Origin of the sequence: Prolixibacter sp. NT017 (assembly GCF_009617875.1) — a bacterium.
Lineage (GTDB): Bacteria > Bacteroidota > Bacteroidia > Bacteroidales > Prolixibacteraceae > Prolixibacter.
Window position 1 is genome coordinate 4,274,179 of record NZ_BLAV01000001.1, and the last position, 15,216, is coordinate 4,289,394.

At 45.4% G+C, this 15,216-nt stretch carries 9 protein-coding genes; 5 read left to right on the forward strand and 4 right to left on the reverse strand.

Annotation, left to right across the window (positions count from 1 at the left end; genetic code table 11):
- Positions 1 to 99 precede the first annotated feature (99 nt).
- Positions 100 to 1,299 carry an acyloxyacyl hydrolase gene (locus GJU87_RS17800; protein ID WP_153640709.1) on the forward strand — a complete coding sequence of 400 codons (1,200 nt, stop codon included), beginning with the start codon at positions 100 to 102 and terminating at the stop codon, positions 1,297 to 1,299.
- Positions 1,300 to 1,403: 104 nt separating this feature from the next.
- Entirely contained in the window at positions 1,404 to 2,174 is a 771-nt protein-coding gene (locus GJU87_RS17805) for a DUF2797 domain-containing protein (RefSeq protein ID WP_228492042.1), read from the forward strand.
- On the opposite strand, the gene GJU87_RS17810 is transcribed toward GJU87_RS17805, so the two are convergent.
- A complete protein-coding gene (locus tag GJU87_RS17810; protein ID WP_194831573.1) occupies positions 2,175 to 3,116 on the reverse strand; it encodes a DUF3667 domain-containing protein in 942 nt (313 codons plus the stop codon).
- A gap of 318 nt (positions 3,117 to 3,434) precedes the next feature.
- On the opposite strand from GJU87_RS17810, the gene GJU87_RS17815 reads away from it, so the two are divergent.
- Positions 3,435 to 4,448 carry a branched-chain amino acid aminotransferase gene (locus tag GJU87_RS17815; RefSeq protein WP_153640712.1) on the forward strand — a complete coding sequence of 338 codons (1,014 nt, stop codon included), beginning with the start codon at positions 3,435 to 3,437 and terminating at the stop codon, positions 4,446 to 4,448.
- A 315-nt stretch (positions 4,449 to 4,763) separates the two neighbouring features.
- Here GJU87_RS17815 and nadA read toward each other — a convergent pair whose 3' ends face one another.
- The 3 genes from nadA to GJU87_RS17830 all read right to left on the reverse strand — a co-directional run bounded on the left by nadA (position 4,764) and on the right by GJU87_RS17830 (position 9,663).
- Complete coding sequence (nadA, locus tag GJU87_RS17820) at positions 4,764 to 5,753, reverse strand: quinolinate synthase NadA (protein ID WP_228492043.1); 990 nt, start codon at positions 5,751 to 5,753, stop codon at positions 4,764 to 4,766.
- 135 nt (positions 5,754 to 5,888) lie between these two features.
- Entirely contained in the window at positions 5,889 to 6,800 is a 912-nt protein-coding gene (locus GJU87_RS17825; RefSeq protein WP_153640713.1) for a patatin-like phospholipase family protein, read from the reverse strand.
- Between the two features lie 169 nt (positions 6,801 to 6,969).
- Positions 6,970 to 9,663 (reverse strand): TonB-dependent receptor, encoded by a 2,694-nt coding sequence (locus GJU87_RS17830; protein WP_153640714.1) that lies wholly within the window; start codon positions 9,661 to 9,663, stop codon positions 6,970 to 6,972.
- Positions 9,664 to 10,632: 969 nt separating this feature from the next.
- Here GJU87_RS17830 and GJU87_RS17835 point away from each other — a divergent pair.
- Positions 10,633 to 13,215, forward strand: a complete 2,583-nt coding sequence (locus GJU87_RS17835) for a TonB-dependent receptor (protein ID WP_153640715.1) — start codon at positions 10,633 to 10,635, stop codon at positions 13,213 to 13,215.
- A gap of 41 nt (positions 13,216 to 13,256) precedes the next feature.
- The gene (locus GJU87_RS17840) at positions 13,257 to 15,107 is read left to right on the forward strand and encodes a choice-of-anchor J domain-containing protein (protein WP_153640716.1); all 1,851 of its coding nucleotides are present in this window, start codon (positions 13,257 to 13,259) and stop codon (positions 15,105 to 15,107) included.
- Positions 15,108 to 15,216: the final 109 nt, after the last annotated feature.

The window sequence follows — 15,216 nt, forward strand, 5'->3', positions numbered from 1 at the left end:
CGACTTACTTTCCCAAGTTTATTTCCTATTTTTAGTCTCCTTATCCTGCTTGACCATTACCGACAAAAAATTTAGACTGTTCATCCCAAATCATTCACAATGAGGAAATTCATCGTGCTCCTTTTCTTGTTGATATCCGTTCAACTCTATGGGAAAGGGCTACTTAGCGATACACTGCGGGCGAAGGTTCAAAAGCACCTGTTCATTGGGTTGAAATATGCCCCGGGATTTGTCATGCAGACATCCAACTTCTTTAGGAGCTATAATGAGAACTCTGCCCCAATTGACCACAATTATTCGGGAACCATCATCCTTGGTTGGCAATCGTATGGCGACCGCGAGTGGGAACAATATTACGGTTATCCGGCATACGGAGTGGGGCTGTATACAGCGACTTTTCCCGGCGAAAGCAATGAACTGGGTAAACCTATTGCCATCTATGGATTTTTCAGGGGGCCGTTTAAACGGTTCAATAAAGTGGCATTGAACTACACGGTTGGATTGGGCCTTACCTACAACTGGAAACCATACGACCCGGTTACCAACCCCCGGAACACAGTGATTGGCTCAAAAGAAACCGTATACATTGAGTTTGGTACCAACGTATCCATCCCCCTTTCCAAACATTTTGAATTGGTTGCAGGTGGTCAGTTCAACCACTTCTCCAACGGTTCCCTGAAGAAGCCCAACAAAGGCATCAACCTGGTGGCTCCGTTTGTGCAGCTGAACTACCAGTTCAACGAACGACCGGAGTTCAAGTGGCAGCCTCCTGCCCCTATTTCGAAAATCTGGGAGACCAACCTGGCCGTAGGGTATGGTGTCAAGCAACTGCAACTCGATATATCGAAGATGCCGGGAGTTTCTCCGTGGAATGACAAATTATTCAATGCCTGCAACCTGAGCCTGAATTTCCAAAGACCGGTTAGCCATATTGTAAAAGCCGGCTTTGGTACCGACGTGGTGTACGACGAAACGTTCAATACCACGTTGGCTTTCGACGACCAGAATAATCCGTACAAAATATATGGGAATTTCTGGGATGGAATCAGCCTGGGATTTTTCGGCTCGGCCGAATTCTATCTGAACCGATTTGCCGCCTGGACTCAACTGGGATATTACGTTATCCGGAAAAACGACAACGAGGACGGGCACAAACTCTACCAGGTAGTTGGGCTGAAGTTTTTCTTCCTGAAAAATACATTTGCAGCTATCGGTCTGCGGGCTACTCAGTTTTCCAACGCCGATTACATTGCCTGGACCATTGGACACCGGATCAAATGGACCCGGAAAAGTCGGTAGTTCATCCAAGGTTCGTTAAACTCTTCGAAGATTTTTCCGTTACCTTTAACATCACAAAACTGTAGCAACGTTTCACCATGCAACACGAAGGAAACCTGATTAAGATGAGAACGGAAGCGGAAAGTCCGGTCCGTTATTTTTTGCCCCTTGGCGGAGAAGTCATTGCCATGAACGACTTGATTGGAAATCAACTAACCATCAATTTTTCGGGGCAAATCAACTGCATCCATTGCGGTAAGAAGACCAAGCGCTCGTTCGGACAGGGGTTTTGCTACCAGTGTTTCCAAACAGCTCCCGAAGCCGATCCCAGTGTGATGCGGCCGGAATTATCGCGTTCCCATTTGGGAATTGCACGCGATTTGGAGTGGGCACAAAAGCACGACCTGATTGACCACTACGTTTACCTGGCTGTAACGGATGCACTCAAAGTAGGTGTTACCCGCCACCACCAGGTGCCTACCCGCTGGATTGACCAGGGAGCCAGTTATGCCATCAAACTGGCTAAAACGCCTAATCGGCACATCGCCGGCGTGATTGAAGCGTATCTGAAAAACTACCTGAACGACAAAACCAACTGGCGCGCCATGCTGCGCAACGAAGTGGACGAATCCGTCGATTTGGCTGACGAAAAAGAACGCGTTGCAACGTTACTTCCTGAAGAGCTGCAGAAGTACCTCAGCGACGAGCACGAAATCACGTCGCTTACCTATCCGGTAGAAAAATTTCCTGATAAGATTAAAAGCATTTCACTCGATAAAACAAACCAGCTAGAAGGTGTACTCAGCGGCATCAAAGGACAATACCTGATTTTCGATGACGACCGGGTTTTCAACGTACGTGCTCACAACGGCTACTTCGTGGAACTCAAAGCCTGATTACAGAAACCTGAACGAAATATAGACCGCTGCCGAAAGCATGACCATTAACGACATGAAATAGAAAAAGGAAACCCAGACAAACCGTTTGATAGTTACCCACCAACTCCGTTGATAGAATTTCCGGATGGCCAGGAAGAAATAAACTCCCGCTCCGGCGAAAAGCAACAAGGTAATGTATCCGTCTAGTTTGGGGCCGGCCACCCAAATTCCGAGTAATGCAACAATCCCCGCCAGGTATAGAAAGGCATGGAAATGCACCGTGAAAATTAAATGATTGATGTAATACGGATGCGTTTTCCGGAAAAACAGACTCATCAAAAGAGCAAACACCGGTATCAACAAAAACACCAGCCACGAAGTCGTCTGCAACAACTTGGACATAAACACTTCGGGATATTTCAGTAACATCGAAACCTTCTGAAATATTTCCTTCTCCGACGAATCGGTAAGGGTATCTTTTCCAGCCTCCATCTGTTTCGAAACTTCCTGCAGAACATCACCGTGCGTCTTCATCTTCTCCTCGGCTTTATTCTGCAACGAGTCGACCGGTAGTCCTCGGCTACTGAGCTGTTTTTCGATTTGGTCTGCATCTTTGAGATGTGTTCGAAGAACTCCCCGGTAATGAAAGCTCAGCAACAAAAAGAATACAAAACTGAAGAAAAAAAGCAACCGGAATGGCGGAACATAACGCACCCGCCTCCCGGCAAGAAATTCTTTCGTCAATTTTCCGGGTTCGAAAAAAAGAGGTTTGATGGTATGCCATAAACGGGTATCGAATGCGGCTACATTGCCCAGAAAATCGACGGCGACCATCCCAAAAGGTTTCTGAAAATCACGCAACGATTGTCCGCATTCCGGACAGTATTTCCCGTGAAAAGTCGTTCCACAATTCTTACAGGTCTCCTGATTTTCAGGCTCAACTGGCATGTTATTCAACATTAAATCCGATTTTGTCATGAGCGATAAACCGTTTGGTTGGTGTTATTGGTAAATATAATATTATGAATTATTCTTATAAAATTATCACCAATAATTCCCTCCGAATATGAATCTCGAATTCAAAAAGCCGTTACGATGATTAATTGAATTCAGGCGACTATCCATTTAAAATTAGCTATCTTCGCATCTGGTCTGAAATTAAGACCTATGACTCGGGAATTGGGAAGAAAATCATTTTATTTTCCTGTAATTTTACCTTAGTTTATACATCATTCCCAAGTTGTGAATGATATATTGAATAATATAATTACGCATCATATGGAAACTATCGACTGGAAAAATTTAGGATTCGGCTACCGGAAAGCCGATTACAATATCAGGTGCTGGTATCGCAATGGAAAATGGGGCGAACTGGAGGTATCCGATTCGGAACAGGTAACCATGCACATGGCAGCCACCGCACTGCATTATGGCCAGGAAGCATTTGAAGGACTGAAAGCTTTTCGTGGAAAAGACAACAAAGTACGCGTTTTCCGCATGGACGAAAACGCCAAGCGTCTGCGCAATTCCGCTAACGGAATCATGATGGCTCCGGTTCCGGAAGACCTTTTCATGGACGCTATTCGGAAAGCTGTTAAGATGAATGAAAAATATGTACCTCCATTCGAATCAGGCGCATCGCTTTACATTCGCCCGCTACTGATTGGTACCGGACCACAAATTGGCGTTAAACCTGCGGAAGAATACCTTTTCATGGTATTTGTGATGCCGGTAGGCCCTTACTTTAAAGAAGGCTTTAAACCGACTGATTTGGTTATCTACCGTGAATATGACCGGGCTGCACCTCACGGAACCGGTATTTATAAAGTGGGTGGAAACTACGCTGCCAGTCTGCAGGCCGGAACCCGCGCGCACAGCGAAGGTTACTCCGCCGTTCTTTATCTCGATGCCAAAGAGAAAAAATACCTCGACGAGTGCGGACCCGCCAACTTTTTCGGTATTAAAAACAATACCTATGTAACGCCGAAGTCGACTTCCATCCTTCCTTCCATTACCAACATGAGTCTTCGCCAGCTGGCAGCTGATATGGGAATGACCGTGGAAGAACGGAAAATTCCGGTGGAAGAACTGGCCGAATTCGAAGAAGTGGGAGCCTGTGGTACGGCAGCCGTTATTTCCCCCATCAAACGGGTTTACGACGCCGATATCGACAAGGAATATACGTACGGAAAAGAACCGGGCGCAGTCAGTCAGAAACTGTACGATAAACTTCGCGCCATTCAGTACGGAACCGAACCGGATCCTTACGGATGGACTGAAGTAATTGAATAAGAAATAAGAGTCAGCTCCAACTGGCTTTCAACCGTTTTCCCCTACCGGGAAGACGGTTTTTTTATGCCTGAAGGGTTGTTTTCTACTTTCGCATCGGGGAAAGGTCAATCTGCCGTCTGAAGATGACTTGCGATCCATTGCGGGAACCATCTGCCGCCCGCAGACAGCTCTTTTCTCCCGGCGGGGAGCATCTTCCGTTCGCAGACGGCTTTTGATTCATGACGGGGACCATCTGCCGATTGCAGATAGCTCTCGATTCGTAACGGCAACCATCTGCGAGCGGCAGATAGTTCAAGCATTGAGATGGGGAACCGTTTATGAAAGCTCCAACATCCGCAGAATGGGCGCTTTGGCTTTTTCGATGGTGTCAGCATCCAGGTTAATTTCCGGACGCTCGTGTTTCAGCGCGAGGTACAGCTTCTGAACCGTATTCAGCTTCATGTAAGTACAATCGTTGCAACCACACGTCGAGTCGATGGATGGAGCCGGGATGAACACCTTATCGGGACAAGCTTTTTGCATCTGGTGCAGAATTCCGCTTTCGGTGGCGACAATAAACTTTTTAGACTCGTGCTGCTGAACGTAATTGAGTAGTGCCGTTGTTGAACCTACGTATTTGGCCACCATCAACACCGGTTTTTCACATTCGGGATGGGCGATAAACTCTGCGTCCGGATTTTCATCCATCAACTCCAGAATCCGCTCCAGCGAATACTTTTCATGGACCATGCAGGCTCCGTCCCACAATACCATGTCACGTCCGGTTTGCGAGTTGAGGTAATTACCCAGGTTTTTGTCCGGGGCAAAAATCAGTTTCGCATCTTCCGGGAACGAATCGACAATCTTCTTCGCGTTCGAGGAAGTAACAATCACATCGGAGAGTGTTTTGATGTCGGCCGTACAGTTAATGTACGAAATCACTTTATGGCCCGGATGCTCGGCCTTGAATTTGGCGAAAGCCTCTTTGGGCGCCGATTCGGCCAGCGAACAACCGGCTTTCAGGTCCGGGATGATTACTTTCTTATCAGGATTCAGGATTTTGGCCGTTTCGGCCATGAAATGAACGCCCAGGAAAACAATAACATCAGCGTCAGTCTCCTGTGCTTTTCTGGCTAATGCCAATGAATCGCCCAAAAAATCGGAAATATCCTGTAACTCAGGAGTGATATAGAAATGTCCCAGAATGACTGCATTCTTTTCCCGCTTCAATCGCTGAATCTCTTCAACCAGGTTGACCTGCGGGGAAACAGGTTCGTCGATGAACCCTTTATCCTCCAGCATTCGCCGGATTGCTACTTCTTCCATTCCTCTCTCAATCTTTAAACGGTTATGTTCGGATGCCACGAGGCAAAATAACGGAGGCAAAGGTAAGAATTTATCTGCAAACGAAATGCGAATGTAACAGCGCCGCCGGACATGCCGGAATGGCAGAAAAAATTACTATCCAGCCGATTTAATCAGGCGTTTTTCTTCCCATGCATCCAGTGCTGATACGGCAATTTCTCTTCCGGTTGCCCGGATTTCGGCCGAACGCTCGAATTCCCAGGGCGTGGCCAACTGAAACGGGATGTTAATCACAATATCGGGTTGGTGATTCCGTATCGTTAACGCCGCAATTTCCCGCTGCATTAGCTCGATGGTTTTCCCCATGGTTTCCAGGTAATCGAACTTGATTCCGGGCATCTGGAATGTGAAAAACTGGGCCAGTTTCTGGTGCAGCGTCTGCTTTTCCTCTTCCTTCTTTTTTATTTCCTTACCCGATTTTCGAAGCATTTTCTTCGATTGCTCCTCATAACTCTTGTCGTCTCCCGAAAGGTTAACAACCACCAGGATGTCGTCTTTCTGCCGCTTCACGTACGGAATAGGAATCGGCGATATCACCGCTCCGTCGACCAGTCTTTTTTTGCCCACTTCTACCGGCGTAAAAACATCGGGTACCGATATGGAAGCACGAACGGCCGTAAACAGCGAACCTTTATCAAATACTTCAAGTTGATGACTAACCAAATCGGTCGCAACCGCTGTAAACGGAATATCTAAATCCTCAATATTCACATCATGGGTAAATTCTTCGTGGATGGTCTTGAATATCCGGTCGCCCTTTACAAATCCCCGGCTGCTGATGGTCAAATCCATGTAATGCCAAAGGTCGCGCATGGTGAGCTTACACATTCGTTTGGCAAACGGCTCCAATACGCCGGCAGCGTAAAATCCGCCGACCATAGCCCCCATCGATGTGCCGGCAACCGAACTGATTTCATAACCACGGGCTTCCAGCTCTTCGATTACTCCAATATGGGCCAAGCCCCGGGCGCCACCGCTGCCCAATACCAATGCGACTTTCTGTTTCATTCGATTCGTTTATTTCTCACTAATACAATCAATTTTCCCACTGGTTCAAACAACTTCTCTTCCTGTTAAGTAAATGCAATGATTACCAGCATTGAAAAAACAGAGATAAAGAAAAAGGGCTGCCTGAAAAGACAACCCTTTTGTATATTATTTGGTATTTCGGTACTTCTTAGAAGTTCACACGAAGTGAGAAGTTGAAGTTACGTCCGAATCCCCAGAAACCAACCATGTTGTCGCGGGTGTGATTTCCAACACCTGAACCGCGGTCCCATGCATCGGCAATGTACGACGTATTGAATACGTTGTAGCAGTTGGCATTGAAATAAGAATCAAGACCTCCAAGTTTGAATGCATATCCGATACGGGCATCCAATGTGTTGTAGTTCGGGATTTTCCATGACTGCTGACGGTCATTCGGATCGGTACGTTTCTCAGGAGAGAATTTAGCGTAGAAATCAGCGTTGTACAACCAGTTCAGACCTAAGTCAATCTGTTTGGTCAGATTTGCTTTTGCAGCCAAACCAAACTGAGTCTGCGGTGCATCAGCAACTTTCAGATCCTTTGTATACAATGTAGCAGAACCTACTTTTGCGTGACTGTCGTCGAATATGTCAACGTTCACGTCTTTGGTATAGTGCCAGTCGTTAACCGAACCGTTGGCAGCCAAACGCAACCAGTGAGTCGGGTTGTATTTCAACTCGGCCTCAACACCTTTGTGCAACTCGTTCAGACCTTTGAAATATACAGTCTGGTTGGCAGAAGTTCCGTCAGGCATAGTATAGCGATAAGAACCATTGGTCCACCGGTCGTTCCACTGCGTGTAGTATGCGTTGATGCGTGCATCGAATTTTTTCGATTTGTATCCGTAACCTGCTTCAATCGATGAAATTTTCTCGGTAGTGTAATCCGGATTCACATCGTTTGAGTAGTTGATGAATACATAGTCGAAGTAAGGTGCACGAGCATAGTAACCTGCATTCACGAAGAAGTTCGAACGTGGGCTAACGTTCCAGTTAACACCACCTTTTACGTTGTAACCCATCTGGTTTTCAGTCGGACTTTTTACGCCTTTGTAGTTCGGCTCACCGTTGTAACCATTGGCATTATAGGTGTTGTTGTCGTAAGTGAAATAGTCGATACGTTTGTACCAGGTATTGGAGAGTGTTGCAGCAACGAAAGCCGACCAAATGTCGTTTGAATACTCCAACTGACCGAATCCACCGAAGTAGTTCACCAGACCATCATCGTAGTAGTCAATTTTGTCACCAACTTTGGCCATGGCGTTACCCGACTTGTATCCGGCGTAAGAATCGTCCCAGTAGTTAGCACCCAACAGGTCGCGAACTTCACGGTAGTGGATACCTTTGTAAATACGACCGTCGATACCGGCAACCAGGTTCAGGTTTTCACCCAGGTGTGCATTCAAAGAAGAAAGAATACCTTCCCAGTTGTGCTGGTTAACCGAGTTACGAAGAATCTGAACAGCACCTTCTCCCTGACCTGCTGCGTTGATGTTGGCAGCGCGGGAAATATTGAAGTCTTCATGTGCCATTGGGTTTGAGATGTCATAGCCATCAGTTCCGAAACCTACTTTCGGCACGTCATACTTGTAGTAAAATCCGGGAACGGTTTCGCCCATGTACTGGAAAGAACCATAGTAACGTCCCAGCAAGCCGGAACCACCACCACGACCAACAGAGGCATAAACAGAAGTCTGCAATTTAGCATCTTCGCTGATATCCCAGTACCAGTTCAACGCGAACTGAGGTTTGTGGTAATAGTTTACTTTTTCGTTCATTTTCTTACCATCGAGGTAACCGTAACGCATGTTGAATTTGGTTCCCATCGCATCGTGAACGGTTTCAGTCATGGCAGAATACTCATCGTTCGGACGCTGTCCGTGTTTCTGCGGAGCACCAATAGCAGTAAACTGAAGCAGGTTTTTGTCGTTCAGCTGCTTCGAAATCGAAAGGAAGTATGACCACGCATCTACCCAGGTAGACTGAATGTATCCGGTTCCTTCGGTGCGGCTACCAATGAAAGAAACAGCCCAGCCATTATCCATCAAACCGGTAGAAAGTCCCAGCATGAGCTTCTTCCGACCGTAATCAGTCATTCCGTACTGCGCGAAACCACCTTTTTTCGCATCGGTTGTTTTGGTGATAATGTTCAGGGTACCTCCAACAGAGCTGATTGCCAGCTTCGAAGCTCCCAAACCACGCTGAACCTGCATCATGCGGGTAGCATCAGACAGACCAGCCCAGTTCGACCAGTACACCCATCCGTTTTCCATATCGTTCACCGGAATACCGTTGATCAATACAGCAACGTTTTTCTGGTCGAAACCACGAACGTTGATACGAGAATCACCGTAACCACCACCTAAATTACTGGTGTATACACTCGGCGTCATTTTCATGATGGCAGGAAATTCCTGAGAACCGAGTTGCAACTGGATGGTTTTGGCATTAATGGTCGTAGCAGCAACAGGAGTTTTACGTGAAACAGCCACGTTAGCCATTACGTTTACTTCAGAAAGACCAACAGCGTCATTCTTCAACTGCACTTTCTTCATATCGACAGTCGCACCGTTTTTCACCGTAACCGATTGCTCTTTTTGCTCATAGCCGATATAAGAAAATTTAACGGTTTGCTCTCCGGCAGGGACCTGTAACTTAAAGCTTCCATTGAAATCTGTCGCAGTTCCAATGGTCGTGCCATTAACCGTAACGGCGGCACCAATCAGGCTCTCGCCTGTTTCTGCGTCAACTACCTGTCCGGTAATTGTTCCCTGTCCAAAAGCGGTAAATGAGTAGAGCCCCATTATCATACCGAGAAGGACAGTAAAGACTGACTTTTTCATAAAATATTGATTAGTAAAATTCCAGTTAAACTATGTATTTGTTGCTAGTATTATAGATACCAATCTGATGTTCGAATAAGGGCTTTTGAACGCGCTGTAAAATTATGGCCTTGCCCATCGGCGAACTGAAAGCTGCCATTAACGATTTGTTAAGTGAACGATAATCAAAAATTACAAACATGTTACAACAATAATTTTGCCTGCATTCATTCGCCACACAACCAGATCCTTATAGAAAAACACAGACGCAATACTCCCAAAATTTTTTCTTCGCTATTGTGAAAACTCACCATAATGCAGGGATTTAAAAAGTGATTGTGGAATAAAGATGTTCAATGCGGGGTAAGGATGAAGTAGCCTACCGGGATGGAAAAGTAAAAATCTCATATCAGGAAATCTGGAAATTTTCATTTGATACGTTGCCAGAAAAAATAAGATTCAGCAAATCCGATTACTCAGATTTATAACTTCTATCGTCGGCGAATTTAATCTTGATAAACAAATCACCAAAACTCTTTTGATAATCTTAACGATCAATTCACTTTCAACATGAAACTAATTGCCAAAACTCAAATTAAATTATTAAGACTTAGACCAAATTAGCACACTGGTGGACAGGAAGGTATCTGATAACATAAACATTTTTTAACATTTATAACACTCTGGAATGAGAGATCAATCTCATCTTTGTTATGTTCATTTTAGGAATAAGATATTGTGCAACATAAATGCCAAACTAATTAAGGAAAGTTCAATATATTAGGCCTTCCTATGAAACCAACTAAGACCAACAAGCCCGCTACAACCGTAGTCAAACCGTCTGTTCCGGATGGTTTAACCTTTTGCGGACATTTCCCTTTTTCTTTATCTGAACATGCTTTTTTACCTACCCTACATACCTGTATTTCTTTTTTATTTATTCAAATATTTATTATTCAACAAGTTAATTTGTAATCTAACCTAGAAAGTATGAAAGCAAGATTTATTAGGGTTTTCCTTTTAGCTTTTCTATCGCTATTCTCCGTTACAGCCTTTGGACAAGGAACCGTAAAGGGAGTTTTAGTCGATTCATCAACAGGTGAAAACCTGGTAGGTGCTGCAGCCGTTGTGAAGGGCACCTCCATTGGTACAGCCTCTCTTTTTGATGGAAGTTTTTCTCTGCAGGTTCCTGCAGGCAAACAGACGCTGTTATTTTCCTACATCGGATACATTCCTTCCGAGAAAGAAATAACAGTAAAAGATGGTCAGGTACTCGACCTGGGCAACGTAAAACTAAAGTCGAATACGGTAGGTATCGACGAGGTTCTGGTTGTCAGCTCTTTCGCCCGCGACCGCCAGACTCCGGTTGCTCTTTCCACCATTCAGCCTCAATTGATTCAGGAAAAACTGGGTAACCAGGAATTTCCCGAAATTTTGAAATCTACCCCGTCGGTTTATGCTACCAAACAGGGTGGAGGCTATGGTGACTCACGTATCAACCTTCGTGGATTTGATTCCAATAACATTGGGGTGCTGATTAACGGCGTTCCGGTGAACGATATGGAAAATGGTAAAGTTTACTGGTCAAACTGGGCTGGTCTTTCCGATGTTACACAAACCATGCAGGTTCAGCGTGGTCTGGGAGCTTCCAAACTGGCTCTGTCTTCGGTTGGTGGTACCATCAACATCATTACCCGTAGTACCGATGCTGAAAAAGGCGGTTCGGTGTATGCCGGAATCGGAAACGATGGCATGCATAAATACATGTTTACCGCATCGACCGGTTTGTTGGAAAATGGCTGGGCAGTAACTATTTCCGGAGCGCATAGCTACGGTGATGGCTATATTCGCGGAACCAATTATGACGGATATTCCTATTTTCTCAACGTTTCCAAACAAATCAACGACGCCAACCGTCTCTCATTTACCGTTTTTGGTGCCCCGCAATGGCATAACCAACGAGGTAACAAGCATAAAATTATCACTTACCGTGGAGAAAATCCTGAGATTCCCTATCCGGTACAGGACGGGTACAAATACAACAGCGATTTCGGATACCGCAACGGTAAAGTGTATGGTGGCGCTTACGGATACAATGTGTATCATAAGCCGCAAGCTTCATTGAACTGGTACTTAAAATTAAACGAAGAAACCTTTCTGTCGACCGCTGCTTATGCATCTGTTACATCAGGAGGTGGACGTCGTGTGGACGGTACTGGCAGTAATATGCTGAACTGGGACTACCGCAACGACCGTCCTTACGGAACAACCAAACTGACACCGGAGGGTTACTATGATTACAACGCCGTGATGGATATAAACAAGGCATCTTTGAATGGTTCCGAAGCCATCATCGGTATGAGTGTCAACTCTCATCAATGGTACGGTATTCTGTCTACTTTGAATACCAAAGTAAACAACTTCAATATTACTGCGGGTTTGGATGGACGTTACTACATCGGTAAACACGCCAAACAGGTGGATGATTTGCTGGGTGGCGCGTTCTTCATCGACAACGTAAACATCAACCGGCCGGCAAACAGTCCGCTGAAAAAAGGCGATTACTACTCCTATCACAACGACGGCATTGTTCGTTGGATTGGTGTTTTCTCACAAGCAGAATACGTTGTAGACAACTTCTCAGCATTCCTTTCGGCTTCTATCTCATCCCAGTCATACAACCGGAAAGACTACTTCCAGTATACTCCGGGTAACCAGATGTCGGGATGGGTGAACTTCATGCCCTGGAGTGTAAAAGGTGGTGCCAACTACAACATCAACAAGCATCACAATGTGTATGTAAACGGAGGTTACTTCACACGAACTCCTTATTACAATATCGTTTATCCTAACTACACAAACGATATCAACAAAGACGCGAAATACGAACGTGTTCTTTCTACGGAAGTAGGGTATGGATATACCAGCAGCAAACTGAACGTGAAACTGGGTGTTTATCGCACCAACTGGATGGACAAAGGTTTGCGGGTATCGCTCGGACAAGTTAGCTCGAACATCAGTGGTTTGAATGCACTTCACCAGGGAGTTGAATTGGAAGGTAACTACAAGCCGATTCCGAAACTCAGCCTTCGCGGTATGGTTTCCGTTGGTGACTGGAAATGGCAAAACGACGTGTCATTTGATGTATACGATGACAACAATGTATACCAGGGAACATACAATGCCTATTTGAGCGGTATCCACGTAGGAAACTCAGCTCAGACGACTGCAGCCTTTGGCGCAGAAATGGAAGTGTTGCCTGATCTGAAAATTGGTCTCGACTGGAACTACTACGGACGTAACTACGCCGACTTCGACCCTTCGAACCGTACCGATGCAGCTGACCGCTCAGACGCATGGAAAATGCCCGATGCTGCCCTCTTCGATTTGAATATCAACTATGGTTTCAAAATCGGAAATTTCGATGCATCACTCTACGGAAATGTGAACAACTTGTTCGACAATGTTTACATCACCGATGCCACAGACGGAACCAATCACGATGCTGCATCAGCACTGGTATGGTACGGATTTGGCCGGACCTGGTCAACTGGTTTAAAAGTCAGGTTTTAATCTAAGAATAGAATGATTTAACCGTGAAAAATCTGATAAGAATGAATAAGTTATATAAATTTCTGATCATCATTGCTGTTGCTCTGGCAGGCTGTAATCCGATGGAAGATATCAATAACCAGTTGGATCAGCAGAAAGAAGCGCCTACGGCAGAATTTGAATACACCCTCTCGGATGCTGATTATTCAACAATCTCATCTGAAGCTCTCGCAGTTGCAGCCAACAAAGAAGATTCAACAACGGCTTCATACATCAAATCGAGCCTTTCTCTTCCCGAAGGTTTTGCAGCAGACTATGTACCGGCTGTTTTGAAAAGCCTGCACCCGGCACTGGGTAAAAACTCGGTGGCCAAGGTAGCCTACAATTTCAACAACGGTCCGAAAGCTTACCTGGCAGAGTACACTGACGCAGGAACATATTATCTCCAAAGTTCGGATTATGCAGCAGTGGGGGGAGAAGTAAAGGTAAACCAGTTCTTTTCTCCTTCTTACCCGCCAGAAGAATATCTTCCAGCTCTGTTGGCCGGAAAATATTCTGATGCAGCGGATGGCACATTGAAAATGGTCACATATAAATATGCGCAATCCGACAATCCGGAAGGGTCGATGATGAATATCTTCAAAGAAGACTTCAGTGGATCGCTTGGCGATTTCCAAACGTTTAGTGTCGCCGGTGACCAGAGTTGGTATGCCGCCTCATATAGCTCAGATGAGTATGCAAAAATGTCGGGATATTCAGGAGGGGCTCAAGTCAATGAAGACTGGCTGGTTTCACCTGCTATTGACTTGAGCGACTATGCTTCCCCAAATATGCAGATAACACAAGCCATCAATTATCTCAACGATCAGTGGGATCAGATCAGTGTATTGGTTTCTACTGATTACAATGGTACCGACATCTCTACTGCAACTTGGAATAAAATCAATATATCCACTTTACCTACGGGAAGCAACTGGGATTTTGTTACTTCTGAACGTGTTAGTCTTTCTGACTACGCAGGACAAACCATCTATATTGCTCTGAAATATACCTCATCCGATACCAACGCAGCGACATGGGAAGTTGATCAGTTGGTTGTGTCCGGAATTCAGCCGAAAGTGAGCTTCATGAGTGACTTTTACCAACTGAATGACGGAACCTGGGCCAAAGATCAAGGCGCATATGTGGTGAATCCCGATGATTATGACGCAATGGGCGCACCGGGTAAATACAACAACTTCTCCAGCTCCGATAACCCGGATGACTACCTGCCTCAGCTCCTGTCGATAAAATATCCGTATGCTCAGGATGGTGATAAACTGGCTGTTGTTTATAAATACTACTCTGGTGGCACCTCGACCCGCGCTGATGAATACAGTTTCAGCATGAATGAATGGACCAAGTATGATCCGATTGAAGTTAAAACTGACCAGTTCATCAACGTTGGCTCCAAGTGGATCTTTGACCCGACCGTTAAATTCACCATGTCGTCAGCCGACTATCAACTCGTCGTTGATGCAGTAAAAGCCAATCCGGACACCAAGAATCTGGTTGACAGCTACGGAACAGGCGAGTTCTACTATGGTGCAAACTCTCATTATAATAACTTCGACCTCCGTATTGTCAAGCGTACTACCGGAGATTTTACTCAATCTGAATATGCTGATCTTTCGGAAGAAGATGCAAGTGCTTTGATTATGCAGCGCGTTGCTGAAGGCGTTGCAGTCATGTTGAAAGCGAAATTCCCAAATGCTGTCGCTCAGGTAAGTGGTGTGGATGTCATGTACATTGTCACTTTCAGCTCTTATGAAAATGACGGTAGTTATGGTAAATACACCGTAACTTTTCAGTGCACCAAGTCAGGACCCGACCCAAGTTTCGAACTGGTTGAAGGACCAACTCCTGTCGAATAAATCCGATTAAAATACACTTCATTAAGAGGGGGCATTTGCCCCCTTTTTTCATACCCATACCTCCAATATGGTTTAAGCGAATGTTATGGTTTGGTTTAATCTTTCAGAC